At 69.5% G+C, this 16477-nt stretch carries 14 protein-coding genes; 3 read left to right on the forward strand and 11 right to left on the reverse strand.

Annotated elements, in window-relative coordinates:
* Positions 1–5: 5 nt before the first annotated feature.
* The gene (locus tag PcP3B5_RS14870; RefSeq protein ID WP_061561711.1) at positions 6–2354 is read right to left on the reverse strand and encodes a TonB-dependent receptor; all 2349 of its coding nucleotides are present in this window, start codon (positions 2352–2354) and stop codon (positions 6–8) included.
* A 177-nt stretch (positions 2355–2531) separates the two neighbouring features.
* Between PcP3B5_RS14870 and PcP3B5_RS14875 the strand changes: the two genes are divergently transcribed.
* Together PcP3B5_RS14875 and PcP3B5_RS14880 are read left to right on the forward strand one after the other, a co-directional pair.
* Positions 2532–3437 carry a LysR family transcriptional regulator gene (locus PcP3B5_RS14875; RefSeq protein ID WP_009622153.1) on the forward strand — a complete coding sequence of 302 codons (906 nt, stop codon included), beginning with the start codon at positions 2532–2534 and terminating at the stop codon, positions 3435–3437.
* A gap of 427 nt (positions 3438–3864) precedes the next feature.
* A complete protein-coding gene (locus PcP3B5_RS14880) occupies positions 3865–5481 on the forward strand; it encodes an alkaline phosphatase family protein (RefSeq protein WP_061561712.1) in 1617 nt (538 codons plus the stop codon).
* A 4-nt stretch (positions 5482–5485) separates the two neighbouring features.
* Here PcP3B5_RS14880 and PcP3B5_RS14885 read toward each other — a convergent pair whose 3' ends face one another.
* From PcP3B5_RS14885 to PcP3B5_RS14920, 8 genes are all read right to left on the reverse strand, one after another.
* Positions 5486–5764: a gamma-butyrobetaine hydroxylase-like domain-containing protein gene (locus PcP3B5_RS14885; protein ID WP_061561713.1), complete on the reverse strand. Its 279-nt coding sequence runs from the start codon at positions 5762–5764 to the stop codon at positions 5486–5488.
* On the reverse strand, positions 5761–6726 hold the full coding sequence (locus PcP3B5_RS14890; RefSeq protein ID WP_043272713.1) for a HEAT repeat domain-containing protein: 966 nt from the start codon (positions 6724–6726) through the stop codon (positions 5761–5763). The genes PcP3B5_RS14885 and PcP3B5_RS14890 overlap by 4 nt, the downstream gene beginning before the upstream one ends.
* Entirely contained in the window at positions 6723–7577 is an 855-nt protein-coding gene (locus PcP3B5_RS14895) for an ABC transporter ATP-binding protein (protein ID WP_043272716.1), read from the reverse strand. The genes PcP3B5_RS14890 and PcP3B5_RS14895 overlap by 4 nt, the downstream gene beginning before the upstream one ends.
* Entirely contained in the window at positions 7574–8362 is a 789-nt protein-coding gene (locus tag PcP3B5_RS14900) for an ABC transporter permease (RefSeq protein ID WP_061561714.1), read from the reverse strand. The genes PcP3B5_RS14895 and PcP3B5_RS14900 overlap by 4 nt, the downstream gene beginning before the upstream one ends.
* A 48-nt stretch (positions 8363–8410) precedes the next feature.
* Positions 8411–9817: an ABC transporter substrate-binding protein gene (locus tag PcP3B5_RS14905; protein ID WP_061561715.1), complete on the reverse strand. Its 1407-nt coding sequence runs from the start codon at positions 9815–9817 to the stop codon at positions 8411–8413.
* A gap of 193 nt (positions 9818–10010) precedes the next feature.
* On the reverse strand, positions 10011–10256 hold the full coding sequence (locus PcP3B5_RS14910) for a 4Fe-4S dicluster domain-containing protein (RefSeq protein ID WP_009622146.1): 246 nt from the start codon (positions 10254–10256) through the stop codon (positions 10011–10013).
* A 237-nt stretch (positions 10257–10493) separates the two neighbouring features.
* Complete coding sequence (locus tag PcP3B5_RS14915) at positions 10494–12236, reverse strand: fumarate reductase/succinate dehydrogenase flavoprotein subunit (protein WP_061561716.1); 1743 nt, start codon at positions 12234–12236, stop codon at positions 10494–10496.
* Positions 12233–12982: a GntR family transcriptional regulator gene (locus PcP3B5_RS14920; protein ID WP_061561717.1), complete on the reverse strand. Its 750-nt coding sequence runs from the start codon at positions 12980–12982 to the stop codon at positions 12233–12235. Before PcP3B5_RS14920 ends, PcP3B5_RS14915 begins: the two co-directional genes overlap by 4 nt.
* Before the next feature lie 306 nt (positions 12983–13288).
* On the opposite strand from PcP3B5_RS14920, the gene PcP3B5_RS14925 reads away from it, so the two are divergent.
* The gene (locus PcP3B5_RS14925) at positions 13289–14248 is read left to right on the forward strand and encodes an alpha/beta fold hydrolase (RefSeq protein ID WP_061561718.1); all 960 of its coding nucleotides are present in this window, start codon (positions 13289–13291) and stop codon (positions 14246–14248) included.
* Here PcP3B5_RS14925 and PcP3B5_RS14930 read toward each other — a convergent pair.
* Positions 14236–15453, reverse strand: coding sequence for an MFS transporter (locus PcP3B5_RS14930; protein ID WP_061561719.1), 1218 nt, complete (start codon positions 15451–15453; stop codon positions 14236–14238). The two genes, PcP3B5_RS14925 and PcP3B5_RS14930, sit on opposite strands and share 13 nt — an antisense overlap.
* A 73-nt stretch (positions 15454–15526) precedes the next feature.
* Positions 15527–16444 carry an AraC family transcriptional regulator gene (locus PcP3B5_RS14935; protein WP_061561720.1) on the reverse strand — a complete coding sequence of 306 codons (918 nt, stop codon included), beginning with the start codon at positions 16442–16444 and terminating at the stop codon, positions 15527–15529.
* Positions 16445–16477: the final 33 nt, after the last annotated feature.

Consider the following 16477-nt stretch of genomic DNA (forward strand, 5'->3'; position numbering starts at 1 on the left):
TCGGGTCAGAAGTCGTAGCGGGCGGTCACGCCCAGGGTGCGCGGGGTGCCCAGCACGCCGGCGTAGCCGCCGTTGGCCGAGTTCCACAGGCTGGTGTAGTAGGTCTTGTCGAAGGCGTTCTTCAGCCACAGCGACAGGTCCCAGCGGCCGTCGCCGTAGTCGCCGCGCAGGCCCAGGGCGGTGTTGACGATGGCGTAGCTGGGGATCTGCCCGTAGTCGGAGTCGTCGATGGTGCCCACGGCCTTGGAGCGGAAGGCGTAGCTGGCGGTAACGTAGGGCTCCAGGTTGTCTTCCAGGTGCCACTTGTATTCGCCGTTGGCGTTGAAGATGTACTTGGAGGCGCCCACCACCTGGTGTCCGCTGAGGTCGCAGGACGCCGGTGCGCCGCTCTGGAAGGAGACTTCCGGCGGGCAGGGCGCGTTCTTGTACGACAGGTAGCGCACGTCGTTGTACGAGCCGTTGAGGTTCAGCGTCAGCCCGCGGACGGGCAGGGCGGTGGCCTCGAACTCCACCCCGCGCGAGCGCACGTCGCCGGCGTTGGTCAGGTAGGAGGTGCGGGTGGCCTCGTCGTAGGCGTTGGCCTGGTAGCCGTGGACCACGGTGGCGAACAGGTTGGCGTTGAGGATCAGGCGGTGGTCGAACAGCGTGCTCTTGATCCCCAGCTCGGCGTCGTTGGCCCGCTCGCTGCCCACCAGCAGGGAGTCGGCGCCGGCGGTGGGGGCGCTGGCCACGGTCAGGTTCACCCCGCCGGACTTCTCGCCGTGGGACAGCGAGGCGTAGCCCATCAGGTTGTCGTTGAAGTGGTAGTTCAGGCTGAGCAGGCCCGAGGGCGAGAAGCTGTACACCGAGAGGTCGCCGGAGTCGTAGGCGCCGGCTCGGCCGTTGCGCGCGGCCAGAGCCGCGCCGCTGACGGCGGCCCCGCCGAGGGGCGCATCGCGGCTGACCGAGGCGGATTTCTCCTCGTAGGTGCCGCGGATGCCTGCGGTGAAGTCGAGCCTGTCGGTCAGGTGCCAGGTGCCCTGGGCGAACAGCGCGTAGCTGTCGGTGTCGATGTGGCCGTCGCCCAGGCTGGTGACGTTGGCCAGCGCGCCGCTGGCGGTGCCGTTCCAGATGTCCGCCTGGGGGCCGTAGAGGTTGAAGGAGTGGTTGTCCAGGTCCTGGCCGAAGTAGTAGGCGCCCAGCACGTAGTCGAAGAAGCCGCCGGTGGGCGAGGCCAGGCGCAGTTCCTGCGACCACTGCTTGTCGCGCACCGAGACGCCGGCGTTGTAGGCCGCCGCCACGTTCAGGCCGTCGTCGTTGCGCGGGGTGAAGTCCCACCAGCGGTAGGAACTGATGGAGGTCAGCGAGAAGTCGTTGGCCAGCTTCCAGTTGGCCTCCAGCGAAGTGCCGCCCTGGAACACGGTGACGCGCTGGGCGGCGTCGAAGTTGACCTTGCGGTCGTCGCCGTACACCAGCGTGGCGCCGGCGGCGCGGGCGCGCTGCTCGTAGCGGTTGACGCCGTTGATGGTCGGCCCGGTGCTGAACAGGGTGAGGATGCCGTTGCTGGAGTTCTCCTCGTTGTAGTCGCCGATCCAGCGCAGGCTGAAGTCCTCGTCGGGCTTGTACAGCAGCTGGCCGCGGAAGCCCTGGCGGGCGCCGCCGTTGAGGGTGTTGCCGTCGAAGACGTTCTTCACGTAGCCGTCGTCGCGGGTGCGGTAGGCCGAGAAGCGCCCGGCCAGCTCGTCGGTGAGCGGCCCGGAGACCGTGGCCTTGCCCTGGAAGTAGCCGTCCTCGCCGCCGGACACCTCGACGCTGCGCTCGGGGGTGAAGCTGGGCAGGCGGGTGGAGATGTTGATCACCCCGGCGGTGGTGTTCTTGCCGAACAGCGTGCCCTGGGGCCCGCGCAGCACTTCCAGCTGCTCGATGTCCAGCAGGTCGAAGGAGGCCATGCCGGGGCGGCCCAGGTAGACGTTGTCCAGGTACAGCCCGACGCTGCCTTCCAGGCCGTCGCTGGCCGGGTTGTTGCCCAGGCCGCGGATGGACACGCTGGACTGCCGCGCGTGGACGTAGGCGACGTTGGTGCTGGGCACCAGCTGCTGCAGGTCCTGCACGCGGTAGATGCGCTGGCTTTCCAGCGTCTCGCCGCCGAGCACGCTCATGGCGGTGGGCACGTCCTGGGAGTTCTCCTCGCGGCGCCGCGAGGTCACGGTGACGGTGCCCAGGGTGCTGGCCTCGCCCTGGGCCTGGGCGGCGGCCTCCTGCGGGGTGGCTTCCTCGGCGTGCAGGGCGCCCATGGCCAGGCCGCCGGTGGCCAGCAGGATGGACAGCGGCAACAGCCGGCGGCGGAAACGGGGCGCGGAATCTCGGTGGTGCATGGAAAGGTCCTGGAGAAGAGGTCGTGTCGCGCAGGACCGGTTTGGCCTGCAATCTTTTTATTCCGTATCGATCTTTATTTATGTATTTCGATTTATTTACGGAATAAGAGATTGCCTTTATAAGAAGGCCGTCCACCTTCGGACAATTGCATTTGCCCAATATTTTTTATGTAGAAAATGCATATAGACCTTCGCCAGCTCCGCCATTTCATCGCCCTTGCCGAGCACCGCAGCTTCGTCGCCGCGGCCGACGCCGTGTGCCTGTCGCAATCGGCCTTCAGCCGCAGCATCCAGGCCCTGGAACACAGCGCCGGCTGCCGCCTGGTGGACCGCGCAAGCAAGGAACTCAACCCCACCAAGCAGGGCCTGATCGTCCTGGAGCACGCGCGCCGGCTGGTCAGCGGCGCGCACAAGCTGGCCAACGAGATCGCCCTGTTCAATGGCCTGGAGGCGGGCGAACTGCGCTTCGGCGCGGGCCCCGCGCCGGCGGCCTGGCTGGTGCCGCGGGCCATCGCCGCGTTCAACGGGCGCTACCCCAAGGCGCGGGTGGCCTTCCAGGTGGAGCACTGGCAGGTGCTGGGCAAGCGCCTGCAGGCCGAGGACTTCGAATTCTTCGTCGCCGACACCCGCCATTTCGAGGCCAACCCCGAGTACCGCACCCTGCGCCTGAAGCCGCGCAAGTGGCACTTCTGCTGCCGCCCCGGCCACCCGCTGGCCGGCCAGGGGCAGGTGAGCGCGGCGCAGCTGCTGAGCTACCCCATCGCCACCAACCTCAGCCCGCCGAACATCCGCAAGGTGCTGGTGGACCTCAGCGGTCGCCCCGACTTCCGCCCGGACATCGAATGCGAGAACGGCCACGGCCTGAACGCCGTGGTGCTGGCCTCCAACGCCATCGGTATCGCCAGCGGCCCGGGGCAGGGCGCCGGCGAGGCGCTGGTGGCGCTGACGGTGGCGGAGCTGCCGGAGGACCTGGAGGAGCTGCATACCCGCTACGGCATCGTGCACCGCGCGGGGTACAGCCTGTCGCCGCTGGCGGAGGCGATGATCGGGGAGTTGCGGCGGATCGATGAGGAGACGGTGTAGGGGGGCTTTCTTCTTTTCGTAGGAGCGAGCTTGCTCGCGAAGGGTACCTCCCTGTGGCTACGGTGTTTCGGGGTTACTCCGCTCCCTCTCCCCAGCCCTCGGCTGCGCGCCCCGCCCTGAAGGGAGAAGGGGCTTGTCCGTGCCGAGAAAAGTGATGGTTTCAGCCGGCAACTCGGTACAAGCCGGCTAACGCCGAAACATCAGCGCACACCGAACGGTTCCCTCTCCCTTCAGGGAGAGGGTTAGGGAGAGGGCGCTCTCAACCCCAGTCCCCACAACTCCCGGTGAACTCTGTTCGCGACCAAGCCCGCCTCCACACCACCCACCCCATGCATTCCACGCATGCAAATCTTGCTGCAAATGCGTTTGCCAGAACGCCCCCGCGCCCCGCGAAATGACCGCTCCATCCGTCATCCCCGAACGCCCCATGAGCCAGCCCCAGCCCATCCGCAACGTCCTCTACATCATGTGCGACCAGCTGCGTCGCGATTACCTGTCCTGCTACGGCCACCCGCACCTGCACACGCCGAACATCGATCGCCTGGCCGCCGAGGGCGTGCGTTTCGCCCGGGCCTATACCCAGGGCACCATCTGCGGGCCTTCGCGCATGTCTTCGTACACCGGGCGTTACGTCAGCAGCCACCAGGTGAGCTGGAACGCCGTGCCGTTGCCGCTGGAGGAGCTGACCCTCGGCGACTACCTGCGCCCGGCCGGCATCCGCACCGCGCTGGTGGGCAAGACCCACGCCACCGCCAACCTCGAAGGCATGCAGGCGCTCGGGGTGGACCCGCAGAGCGAGCGCGGCCAGCAACTGGCCGAGGCAGGCTTCGAGCCCTACGACCGCAACGACGGCATCTACCCCGACGGCGAGCTGTTCGCCGACAAGCGCGAAAGCGCGCCCTACACCCATTACCTGCGCGGCCTCGGCTATGCCGGCGACAACCCCTGGCACGACTGGGCCAACGCCGCCGAAGGCGCCAACGGCGAGGTGCTCAGCGGCTGGCAGATGCGCAACGCCGGGCTGCCCACGCGCCTGCCGGAGCCGCACAGCGAAACGGTCTACGCCACCAGCCGCGCCATCGACTTCATGCGCGAGCAGGGCGACAGGCCCTGGTGCCTGCACCTGTCGTACATCAAGCCGCACTGGCCCTATATCGCGCCCGCGCCGTACCACGCGCTGTACGGCCCCGGGCAGGTGCTGCCGGCCCTGCGCGCGGCGCCGGGGGAGGAGAGCGAACACCCGGTGTACAAGGCCTTCCAGCAGCACCAGGAGAGCCTGAACTTCTCCCGCAAGGAGGTGCGCAACACCGTGATCCCCACCTACATGGGGCTCATCAGGCAGATCGACGACCAGCTCGGCCGGCTGTTCGAGCACATGCAGTCCAGCGGCCGCTGGGACGACACCCTGATCGTCTTCACCAGCGACCATGGCGACTACCTGGGCGACCACGGCCTGGGCGAGAAGGAGTTCCTGCTGGAACCGGCGGTGGGTGTTCCGCTGCTGATCCGCGACCCGCGCGCGGCAGCCGACGCCAGCCGCGGCACGGTGGAGCAGGCCCTGGTGCAATCCATCGACGTGCTGCCGACCCTGCTCGACGCCTTCGCGGTACCGCTGGCGGCGCACCGCGTCGAGGGCCGTTCGCTGCAGCCGCTGCTGCATGGGCAACGGCCGGCGGACTGGCGCGACTACGCCATCGCCGAATACGACTACGCCTTCCAGGCCCCGGCCCGCGAGCGCCTGGGCCGGCCCATCGACGCCTGCCGCATGTACATGGTGCGCAGCGAGCGCTGGAAGTACCTGGCCTACGACGGCTTCCGTCCGCAGCTGTTCGACCTGCAGGCGGACCCGGGCGAGCTGCGCGACCTGGGCGCCGAGCCGGCCTACGCGGACGTGCGCGAGCAGCACCAGCGCTACCTGTTCGACTGGCTGCGCGGCCTGAAGCGGCGCACCACCATCAGCAACGAGGAGATCGACCTGCGCGGCCAGGCCTTCCGCTATGGCGAGCCGGAAGGCGGCAAGCTGGTGCGCATCGGCGAGTGGTAGCGGCTCAACCCAGTTCGCGCAGGTAGCTCCAGGGATAGATGCCGCGCTCGTGGCCGTCGTCGAACACCAACTGTACGCCGTAGCCCTGGGGGGTCACGGCGCGCAGCCCGACTTCGGCGCCGACCAGCGTGATGCGCCCCTGCAGGCGCGCCGCGCGGCACTGCGAGCAGGGGCAGGCGCCGCGCAGGCGGGCGAAGGCGATGCGCTGCACTTCGCCGTCGCCCCAGTCGATGCGCAGCTCGCGCTCGTTGCTGGAACGGTGCAGGGCGCGGGGCGCGTTCATGCCGGCGCGCCCAGTTGGGTGAGGGCGATGCGCACGGCCTTGCGCACTTCCGGGTCGCCGTCGGCCTGGGCTGCCTGGAGAGCGGGCAGGGCGCGGATGTCGCCCAGCTCGCCCAGGGCCAGGGCGGCTTCCTTGCGCAGGTTGCTGATGGCGTGGCCGAGCAGGCCCTGCAAGGCTTCGCGGGCGGCCTGGTAACGGAGGTTGCCGAGGGCCCGCGCGGCGCGCAGGCGCACCTGCCAGAAGTCGTCTTCCAGCGCTTGCAGCAACGCCTCGCCGGCCTCTTGCAGGCCCAGCTTGCCGAGGGTGGCGGCGGCTTCCTCGCGGACCTTCCAGGCCTTGTCGCGCAATGCCGCGCCCAGCGCCGGCAGCACGCTGGCATCGCTGGCCAGGCCGAGGGCGCCGGCGGCGGCGCGGCGCACCTCGCTGTCGGCATCGTCGCTGGCCAGGGCGGCCAGGCGCGGCAGGGCCTCGATGCGCTTGAGCCAGCCGAGGATGCCCACCGCCTCGCGGCGCACGCCGGCGTCGGCATCGTCCAGGGCGGCCAGGGCCGGGTTCACGCTTTCTTCCAGGCGCAGTTCGCGCAGGGCGCGCAATGCGCTGCGGCGCACGAAGGTGTCGGCGTGGGCCGCCCAGGGCAGCAGCAGGCGCCCGGCCTCGGCGGTCTTCAGTTCGCTGAGGCTTTGCGCGGCGGCTTCGCGCACGCTTTCGTCGCTGTCGGCCAGGGCCTGGCACAGGGCCTGGACCACTTCGGGTTCCTCCCAGGCTTCCAGCAGGCGCGCGGCCTCGGCGCGCACGGCGGCGGCCGCGTCACCGGTCAGTGCCCGGGCCAGCCAGGGCAGGGCCTCGGGTTCCTCCAGGTCGGCCAGTTCGATCAGAGCGATGCGGCGCACGCCGGGGTCGGCGTGCTGCAGGCGCGGTTGCAGGTCGAGGATGTCGGGGTTGTCGGTCGTGAACGGGGTCATATGGCGAATCGCGCTCTTGTCGGATCATTGTTCGGCAGGCCTAGGGGCGTCAGGCGCGGCAGTTGGCGGCCGTCTTCGTGGCGCAGCAGTTCCAGGCAGTGGCGTTTGAGGCGGGCGAAGCCGGCGCTGGTCAGCAGCTCGGCATGGCGCGGGCGCGGGAAGTCCAGGCGGATTTCCTCGAGGATGCGCCCCGGGCGTGGGCTCATCACCAGGATGCGGTCGGCGAGGAACAGCGCTTCGTCTATGTCGTGGGTGATGAACAGCACGCTGGTGCGCAGGCGCGTCCAGATGTCCAGCAGCAGCTCCTGCATCATCATCCGCGTCTGCGCGTCTAGGGCGCCGAAGGGTTCGTCCATCAGCAGCAGGCGCGGCTGGTTGATCAGCACCCGGGCGATCTCCACACGCTGCTGCATGCCGCCGGAAAGCTGCGACGGCCAGCGATTGGCGAAGCCTTGCAGGCCCACCAGCTGGAGCATTTCCTCGGCCCGGGCGTGGCGTTCGGCGCGCGGCACGCCGCGCATCTTCAGGCCGAAGGCGACGTTGTCGCGCACCCGCCGCCAGGGCAGCAGGGTGTGCTGCTGGAACACCATGCCGCGCTGCGGCGAGGGGCCGCCCACCGGCTGGCCGTCCACTTCCAGGCGCCCGCCGCTGGGGCGCAGGTGGCCGGCCAGGGCGCCGAGCAGGGTGGACTTGCCGCAGCCGGAGGGGCCGAGCACGCAGACGAATTCGCCGGGCTCGATGGCGAAGCTCAGCGAGTGCACCGCTTCGAAGGCGTCGCGGCCGCTGCCCAGGTGGATCGACAGGCCCTCGACGCGCACGTGCCCGGCGGGCACTCGTTCAGGCAGGCTCATGGCTTGCCTCCGGCCTGGCGCTGCCAGGGCGTGGCCAGGGCGCCGAGCTGGCGCACCAGCAGGCTGCTGGCCATGCCGAGCACGCCGATGAGCAGCATGCCGACGACGATGTCGGGGTAGTTCTGCAAGGTGTAGGACTCCCAGGTGTAGTAGCCGATGCCCCATTGCCCGGAGATCATCTCGGCGGTCACCAGGCAGAACCACGAGGTGCCCATGCCGATGGCAAGGCCGGTGACGATGCTCGGCAGGGCGCCGGGCAGCACCACCTCGCGCAGCAGCGCCAGGCGGTTGGCGCCGAGGCTGCGGGCCGAGGCGAGCAGGCGCGGGTCCACCGCCTCGACGCCGTGGATGGTGTTGAGCAGGATGGGGAACAGCGCGCCGGTGAAGGTGATGAAGATCATCGACAGCTCGGCGCTGGGGAACATCAGGATCGCCAGCGGTATCCAGGCCACCGCCGGGATCGGCCGCAGCACTTCCAGCGGCGGCAGCAGGCCGTCGCGGGCCCAGCGGCCGCGGCCGATGGCCAGGCCCAGGAGCACGCCGGCGACGGCCGCCAGCAGGTAGCCGGCGAGCACCCGCGCCAGGCTCGCGCCCAGGTGCCGGCCGAGCTTGCTGGACTGCGCCAGTTGCACGGCGGCGTCCAGCACTTCGCCGGGGCCGGGGACGTTGGCGAAGGTGACCAGGCCGAGGTTCAGGTGCCGGGCGCTGGCCAGCTGCCAGAGCGCCAGGCAGGCCAGCAGCGAGGCCAGGCGCAGGCTCCAGCGGGACAGGGTTGTGAGGTTCATTTTCGTGGCTCCGCAAGGGCCCGGCGCGCAGGGCGCCGGGCGTGGACGTCAGCGGCTGGCGACGGCCTGCTGGCTGGCACCGGCGAAGTCGCGCACTTCGCCGCCGTTGCTCTGCGCGTAGCGCTCGGCCTGCTCCTTGAGCAGGAAGGCGTCCAGCGCGCCGTCCCTGCCCTGGACGAACCAGGCCTGGCTGGCCAGCAGCTTGATGCCGCTGTCGCTGGCCTGGGCATAGACGGCGCGGATGTCCTTGCCCTGCTGCTTGAGCTTGGCCGCTTCGCCCAGGGCTTCCCGCGCCGAGGCGTAGCTGCGCACCCTGGGTTCGCCGCGCACCCACACCTGCGCGACGTGGCGCGGGTCGGCGATGGCCTTGCCGGTCAGCGCGTCCGTGGCCGTTAGCGGCTGCTGGGCATAGTTCTTCAATGCGGCGTCGTAGTCGGCGCCGGCGGCCTTGAAGGCGGCGCGGATGTAGCGGTCGTCGACGAACTGCTCGACGTTCAGCCCGCGGTCGGCCTTCTTCAGCAGCTTCAGGGTGTCGATGGCGGTGGTCACGGCCTGGCGGTACTCCGGCTTCCAGGTCAGGTCGCGGGTCTGCAGGCCGAGCGGGCCGTGGAACAGGTAGTTCACCTCGGCGGGGATGCCGGCGACCTTCTCGATCAGCTCGCTGTACTTCTCCGGTTCCGCGGCCAGCAGCTGGTTGGCCTCGTAGGTGGCGCGCAGGTAGGCCTCGACGATCTCCGGGTATTTCTGCGCGTAGTCCGCCTCCACCAGGGCGCCGTGGAAGGTCGGCGCCTTGGCCTGCGAGCCGTCGTAGATCTTGCGGGCAATGCCGCGGCTCTCGAACAGCTCGGCGAAGGGCACGAAGTCGGCGTGGGCGGCGATCTTGTTGGCCTGCAGCGCGGAGCCGGCGACTTCCGGCGGCTGCGCGATGATGGTCACGTCCTTGTCCGGGTCCCAGCCCTGGGCGGCGATGGCGCGCAGCAGCAGGCCGTGGGCGGTGGAGGCGAAGGGCACGGAGATGGTCTGGCCCTTCAGCTCGGCCAGTGACTGCACCTTGGAAGAGGCCGGCACCACGATGCCGTTGCCGCTGCCCTCGATGCTGCCGGAGAGCACGCTGATGAACAGGCTGCGTTTGCCGGCGGCTTCATGGGCCACGCCGTTGAGCGAGCCGGGGAAGTCGGCCATGGCGCCGAAGTCCAGCTTGCCGGCGACCATCTCGTTGGTCAGCGGCGCGCCGCTGGTGAAGTTCTTCCACTGGATGTCGTACTGCGCGTCCTTGTACTTGCCGTCGTGGGGCAGGTACTTGGGCAGCAGGTTCAGCTCGCGGACCAGCAGGCCACCGGCGGCGCAGTTGATGGTGGTGTCCTGGGTGCCGATGGCCACGCGGAGAGTCTCGGCATGGGCGGAAAGGCTGGCGATGGCCAGCGCGAGGCCGGCCAGGGTGGTGCGCAAGGTCATGGGTGTTCCCCTCGAATCATGAGTGTTGGAATCGTCTCCGCCGCCGGTGTGCGGTGGGAAACGAGGGGGCGTTGCATCAGGCGTCCGGTGGCGTGTCCGGTAGCTTTTCGTAGGAGCGAGCTTGCTCGCGAACGCTCCTCTGCCAAAGCGGGTTCGCGAGCAAGCTCGCTCCTACAAGGGCAAAGGGTTGGCATCAACGCAGCAGGTAGGGAATCTCCACCTTCACCGCGCCGGTCGGGCAGTCCTTCTCGCAGGGCATGCAGTACCAGCATTCGTCGAAGGCCATGTAGGCCTTCTGGGTGGCCGGGTTGATCGCCAGCAGATCCATCGGGCAGACCTCCACGCAGACGGTGCAGCCCTTGTCGGCGATGCACTTGTCCTCGTCCACGGTGACCGGGGCGCTGGAGCGGAAGAAGATTTCCTGGGGTTGGTGGGGCATGGCACGGCTACCTCGTGGTTCGATTGCACCCGCTTTCGTGGCGGCGGGCTGGGTGTTTCTGTCGGGATATGGCGCTCGGCTCACCACCCTCTCCCCAGCCCTCTCCCTAAAGGGAGAGGGGGCCGTTCGGAGGTGCCTGGTAACCTGGCGTCATCCTGAAATCTGCGGGTTCCCGCTGCACGGACAGCTCCCTCTCCCGCTTGCGGGAGAGGGCGGGGGAGAGGGGCTCTAGGGCTCCTAGGCCGCCTCGTTCTTCACCCGCAACCGCTCATAGGCCTTCTGCTCCTCGTCGTCCAGGGCGATCAGGTACGGCTCCACCGGCTTCTTGAAACTGGTCATCTCGCCGCTCTCGTCCTTCTTCAGGTGCGCATGGCAGAACCACTCGGCATCGTTGCGCTGCGGATAGTCCACGCGGTGGTGGTACAGGCCCCAGCGGCTCTCGGTGCGGAACAGCGAGGCGCGCGCGGCCATCTCGGCGCAGTCGCGGATCACGCTGACTTCCATGGCGCGCATCAGCTCGTGGGGGTTGTTCGCCTTCAGCTGCTCCAGGTCGCGGCCGATCTCGGCGAAGCGCTGCAGGCCGATCTCCATCTTCTTCGTCACCTTCGGCGGCTGCAGGTAGTCGTTGACCATGCGCCGCAGCTTGTACTCCACCTGGGCCGGCGCCAGGCCGTGCTCGCGCCTGAGCGGGGCGAAGACGCGTTCGCGCTCGCGCTCCACCTGGGCCTGGTCGACTTCGCTGAAGTCCCGCTCGGCCACGTACTGCGCGGCGTTCTGCCCGGCGAACCAGCCATAGGTGAAGGCGCCGAGCATGTAGTTGTGCGGCACCGCGGCCATGTCGCCGGCGGCGTACAGGCCCTTGACGCTGGTCTCGGCCTTCTCGTTGACCCACACGCCCGAGGCCGAGTGGCCGGAGCAGAAACCGATCTCGGAGATGTGCATCTCCACCATCTGGCTGCGGTAGTCGGTGCCGCGGTTGGCGTGGAACTGGCCGCGGCTGGGGCGTTCGTTGCCGTGGAGGATTTCCTCGATGGTCTGGATGGTCTCCTCGGCCAGGTGGTCCAGCTTGAGGAACACCGGGCCGTTGCCGCCTTCCAGCTCCTGGTGGAACTCCCACATCATCTGCCCGCTCCAGTAGTCGCACTCGATGAAGCGCTCGCCCTTGGCGTTGGCGGTGTAACCGCCCAGCGGGCCGGTGACGTAGGCGCAGGCCGGGCCGTTGTAGTCCTTGATCAGCGGGTTGATCTGGAAGCATTCCAGGTTCGAAAGCTCCGCACCGGCGTGGTAGGCCATGGCGTAGCCGTCGCCGGCGTTGGTCGGGTTCTCGTAGGTGCCCATCAGGTAGCCGGAGGCGGGCAGGCCCAGGCGCCCGGCGGCGCCGCAGGCGAGGATCACCGCCTTGGCGCGGATCACCTGGAACTGCGCGGTGCGGCAGTCGAAGCCGAGCACGCCGTTGACCGCGCCCTCGGCGTCGGTGAGCAGCCGGGTGGCCACCAGGCGATTGGTGATCTCCACCCGCGCGCGCTTGAGCTGGCGGTAGAGCACCTTCTTGATGTCGTGGCCCTCGGGCATCGGCAGCACGTAGGCGCCCATGTGGTGGACCTTCTTCACCGCGTAGTCGCCCACCTCGTCCTTCTCGAACTTCACGCCCCAGCGGTCGAGCTGCTCGATGGTCTCGAAGCTGTGGGTGGCGTAGGCGTAGACGGCGGCCTGGTTGACGATGCCGTCGTTGGCCACGGTGATTTCCTTGGTGTACTGCTCGGGCGTGGCGTGGCCGGGGATGACGGCGTTGTTCAGGCCGTCCATGCCCATGCTGATGGCGCCGCTGCGCTTGACGTTGGCCTTGTCCACCAGCAGCACGCGCAGCTCGCGGTTGGCTTCCTTGGCCTTGATCGCCGCCATGGGGCCGGCGGTGCCGCCGCCGATGACGACGATGTCGTAGGCGCTTTGCTTGTCTTCGGGGAGGTCGCTGTGGCTCATGCTCGGGGGCCCTTGTGACGGTCGATGCGCAGGCGGTACTGGAAGGCGTCGCCGCGGTAATAGAGGTGTTCGTAGTCCAGCGGCTGGCCGTCGGCGCCGTGGGTGAGGCGTTCGATGCGCATCACCGGCGAGCCTTCCTCCACCTCCAGGGCGGCGGCCAGCTCGGCGTCGGCGAGGATGGCGTCGATTGCCAGGTCGGCATGCCCCAGGGGCAGGCCGCAGTCGTTCTCGAGGATCAGGAAGATGTCGCGGCTCACCAGGTCGGCCTTCTCCAGCCGGCGGCCGACGGCCTCGGGCAGGTAGGTGACCTCCAGCGACACCAGCTCGCGGTTGACCAGGCGCGCGCGCTTGATCTGCGCCACGCTGTCGCCCTCGGCCACCTGCAGGCGCACGGCCACCTGGGCGTCGGCCGGCACGAAGCGGAAGCTGCGCAGGCGGTTGATCACCTCGTAGCCGCGTTCGCCCATGGACTCGGCCAGGCCCTGCAGGGTGCTGACGTTCTGGAACGCCTTGGGCCGGGCGACGAAGGTGCCCTTGCCGTGGATCTTGAAGATCAGGCCTTCCTTCTGCAGGTCGCCCAGGGCCTGGCGCACGGTGATGCGGCTGACGCCATGGGCCTTGCCCAGCTCGGCCTCGGAGGGCATGCGGCTGAGCGGCGGGTAGCTGCCGTCGAGGATGCGCGTGCGCAGCAGCTCCTTGAGCTGGCTGTACAGCGGGACAGGGGAGAGGGGGAGTAGTTCGGTCATGGCTATGACTTGTTATGACGAGTTGTGGGGCGACTATAGGGGAATAAGAATCCGGGTGGGAAAGACCGGATTTGCATATGGATATATGCATGTAGGGCGTATAACCGTTCGCGGTTATACGCCGATACGCCGGGGTTATGGCCAACGCCCAGGTCAACCCCGGCGTCGCCGGGAATCAAGGCCAAACGGCGGATAACGCCGTAGGCGTTATGCGCCCTACAAAAGCCCCGCTATTCGTCCAACGAATGGAAATGACGTCGTCACACCCCTGCTGCTAGCGTCCCGACAAAATCCCGGAGATTCGCCATGCCCCCCATCGAGCGACGCCTGCTGCCGGTCAACGGCATCCACCTGTGCGTACACATCGCCGGCCCCGTCGATGGCCGACCGGTCTGGCTGCTGCACGGCTTCCCCGAATGCTGGCACTCCTGGCGCGCGCAGATTCCGGCGCTCGCGCAGGCCGGCTACCGCGTGCACGTGCCGGAGATGCGCGGCTACGGCCGCAGCGACGCCCCCGAGCCCATTGAGGCCTATGACCTGCAGAGCCTGTGCGGCGACGTCCTCGGCGCCATGGACGCCCTCGGCCAGGGCCGCGCGGCGGTGCTCGGGCACGACTGGGGCGCCCTGGTGGCCTGGCACCTGGCGCTGCTCGCCCCGGAGCGGGTGGCGGCCCTGGCCGCGCTGTCGGTGCCCTATGCCGGGCGGCCCAAGCGGCCGGCCACGGAGATCCTCCGCGAGGTCTTCGCCGGGCGCTTCAACTACATCCTCTACTTCCAGCAGCCGGGCGTGGCCGAGGCCGAACTGGACGCCGACATCGAGCGCAGCCTGCGCCTGTTCTTCCGCGATGCCGGCGACGACGCCCCCTTCCTCCAGGACAAACCCGCCGACGCCCGCCTGTTCGAAGGCCAGCCCACGCCCCGGCAACTGCCGGCCTGGTGCGGCGAGGCGGACCTGGCGCATTACATCGAGACCTTCGCCGGCCGCGGCTTTCGCGGGGCGCTCAACTGGTACCGCAACTTCGAGCGCAACTGGCGCTTCAGCGAGCCCCTGGCCGGCCGCCAGGTCGGCCAGCCGACGCTGTTCCTGGTGGGCGACCGCGACCCGGTGGCGAGCCTGGAGGCCTATACCCTCAAGCGCATGCCCGAGGTGGTGGCGGACCTCGAACAGCACCGCCTGCAAGGCTGCGGCCACTGGATCCAGAACGAGCGCCCGGCCGAGGTGAACGCCTTGCTGCTGGACTTCCTGGCGCGCCGCTACCCGGCCTGAACGGTGTCGGCGGCGGGCTCCGGCCACAGCGCCACCAGCACCAGCAGGGAGCCGACCAGCAGGTACGGCAGGCGCGGCTCGACGCCATAGAGCAGGCTGCCGGCCAGCGGCCCGAGCACCACGCCCAGGCCCTGGGCGGCGCCCATGGAGCCGGCGGTGGAGCCTTGCTCGTCGGCGTTCACCGCGTTGGCCGCCAGCGCCGAGAAGGCCGGGAACACCCAGCCCATGCCCGCCGCGGCGACGAAGAAGGCCAGCCACAGCTGCCAGGGCTGCAGCGCCAGGCTGGTGCCGGCGAAGCCGATGCCGGCCACCAGCGCGCCAACGCGGATCAGCCGCTGCGGCGCCCAGTCCAGGCGGCGCACCAGCAACTGGGCGAGGATCAGCGCCACGCCCACGCAGGTCAGCGCCACCCCGGCGGCCTGGGCCGCCGCGCCCGGCGCCAGGCCCAGGCGGTCGAGGGCGAAGAAGCCCACGGTGATCTGCGCCACCGCCACGCAGAACATGGCGACGAAGGCCACCAGCATGGGCCGGCGCAGGCGCGCATCGCCCAGGCGGATGCTCTGCGCCACGCGCTGCAGGTGGTGCTCCTGGCTCTGCAGGCGGGTGAGCAGCGCCAGGAACCCCAGCAGCGGCAGCACGCTCATGGCGTACAGCGGCAGGCTCAGGCTGTGCCGGGCGAGCAGGGCGGCGATGGCCGGGCCCAGCACCATGCCCACGGCATTGGCCGCGCCCAGGCTGGCCAGGGCGGCGGCGCGCTGGCGCGGCGGGTAGTTGTCGGCGACCAGCGCCTGCCCGGCGGCCGGCAGCGCGGCGTAGAAGGCGCCCACCGCGCCACGCCCGAGCAGCAGGCCGAGGAACGACAGCGCGGCGATGGGCTGCAGGCGCAGCGCAACATCGACGAAGACCGCCAACAGCACGTAGGACAAGGTCACCCCGGCGCTGCCCAGCAGCAGGATGCGCCGCCGGCCCAGGCGGTCGCTGGCATTGCCCCAGGGCCGCGCCAGCAGCAGCCAGAGCACGCCGGACACGGTGACCGCCGCGCCTGCCTGCCAGGCCTGCAGGCCGAGCAGCCGGGCGATGGGCCCGACCAGCGAGACGAAGGCCATCATCGCCATGGTCCCGGCCATGCTGGAGAACAGCAGCGGGCGCAGGTCGAAACGGGCGTCGGCGGTACCGGGCTGCGCGGCTTCGGTGGAATCGGACACAGCGGGCTCCTTGGGGTGAGGGAAGGCGCAAGGCTAGCACGGCGCTGAGAATTATTCTCGTTTGCTGGGCCTGTCAGCGCCCCTGGCCGCCGTCGCGGCCGCGCCGGTACGCCCCCGGCTGCTGCCCGGTGCTCTTGTGGAAGGCGCGGGTGAAGGCCGCCACCGACTGGTAGCCGACCGCCGCGGCCACCTCGGCCACGCTCTGGTCGGCCTTGAGCAGGCGGCAGGCCTGGCCCATGCGCAGGGCCAGCAGCACCTGGCCGGGGGACTGCCCGCAGGTTTCGTTGAAGCGCTTGAAGAACGCCGAGCGTGATAGCCCGGCGCAGGCCGCCATGTCCTCCAGCGTCCAGGGCAGCTGCGGCTGCTCGATCATGCGTTCCAGCAGGCCGGCGAACTGCGGCTGCCGGGCCAGGGCCACCAAGCCGCCGAGGCCGGGGTTGTCCAGCACCTGCTGGCGCAGCACATAGAGGAACAGCAGGTGGCTCAGGCGTTCCAGCAACTGCTGCGAGGGCGCCGGCTGGCGCGCGCATTCCTCCAGGATCAGTTCGAACAGGCTGCGCGCGGCGCGTTGCGAGGGTTCCTCGGCGCGCAGCACCAGATAGGCGGGCAGCGCCTCGATGATCAGCGCCGAGAGCCCGGAGTGGAAATGGAAGAAACCGCAGACCAGGCCGACGCCGTCCTCGGCCTGCAGCTCCAGGGCGGTCATGGCCTGGCGCGGCTGGCAGGCGGCGGCCTCGGCGCTGGCGGCGTCGGACAGCCGGTAGGGCAGGTCGCGCAGCAGGAACACGGCATCGCCGCCCTCCAGGCGCACCGGCGCCTCGCCCTCCAGGTGCAGCCAGCAATGGCCCTGCACCACCAGGTGGAAGCTGGCCCGCGCCAGGCCCTGGGTGGAGGCGTGCCAGCCGCCGCAGTAGCGGCCCACGTGGAACAGGCTGGCGTCCAGCTCCAGGCTGTCTAATAACCAATCGACAAGGGGGCTCGACGAAATCATCTAATGAAAAGACTCAGGAGCAAGTGATAGCGA

The sequence above is a fragment of the Pseudomonas citronellolis genome, assembly GCF_001586155.1.
Taxonomy (GTDB): Bacteria; Pseudomonadota; Gammaproteobacteria; order Pseudomonadales; family Pseudomonadaceae; genus Pseudomonas; species Pseudomonas citronellolis.

Bases quoted from the DNA above. Each gene is read 5' to 3' on its own strand.
- PcP3B5_RS14880 (WP_061561712.1), top strand. From the start codon at position 3,865: ATGAGCCAGCCCCAGCCCATCCGCAACGTCCTCTACATCATGTGCGAC.
- PcP3B5_RS14875 (WP_009622153.1), top strand. From the start codon at position 2,532: ATGCATATAGACCTTCGCCAGCTCCGCCATTTCATCGCCCTTGCCGAG.
- PcP3B5_RS14885 (WP_061561713.1), bottom strand. From the start codon at position 5,764: ATGAACGCGCCCCGCGCCCTGCACCGTTCCAGCAACGAGCGCGAGCTG.
- PcP3B5_RS14870 (WP_061561711.1), bottom strand. From the start codon at position 2,354: ATGCACCACCGAGATTCCGCGCCCCGTTTCCGCCGCCGGCTGTTGCCG.
- PcP3B5_RS14905 (WP_061561715.1), bottom strand. From the start codon at position 9,817: ATGACCTTGCGCACCACCCTGGCCGGCCTCGCGCTGGCCATCGCCAGC.
- PcP3B5_RS14920 (WP_061561717.1), bottom strand. From the start codon at position 12,982: ATGACCGAACTACTCCCCCTCTCCCCTGTCCCGCTGTACAGCCAGCTC.
- PcP3B5_RS14935 (WP_061561720.1), bottom strand. From the start codon at position 16,444: ATGATTTCGTCGAGCCCCCTTGTCGATTGGTTATTAGACAGCCTGGAG.
- PcP3B5_RS14915 (WP_061561716.1), bottom strand. From the start codon at position 12,236: ATGAGCCACAGCGACCTCCCCGAAGACAAGCAAAGCGCCTACGACATC.
- PcP3B5_RS14910 (WP_009622146.1), bottom strand. From the start codon at position 10,256: ATGCCCCACCAACCCCAGGAAATCTTCTTCCGCTCCAGCGCCCCGGTC.
- PcP3B5_RS14900 (WP_061561714.1), bottom strand. From the start codon at position 8,362: ATGAACCTCACAACCCTGTCCCGCTGGAGCCTGCGCCTGGCCTCGCTG.
- PcP3B5_RS14895 (WP_043272716.1), bottom strand. From the start codon at position 7,577: ATGAGCCTGCCTGAACGAGTGCCCGCCGGGCACGTGCGCGTCGAGGGC.
- PcP3B5_RS14925 (WP_061561718.1), top strand. From the start codon at position 13,289: ATGCCCCCCATCGAGCGACGCCTGCTGCCGGTCAACGGCATCCACCTG.
- PcP3B5_RS14890 (WP_043272713.1), bottom strand. From the start codon at position 6,726: ATGACCCCGTTCACGACCGACAACCCCGACATCCTCGACCTGCAACCG.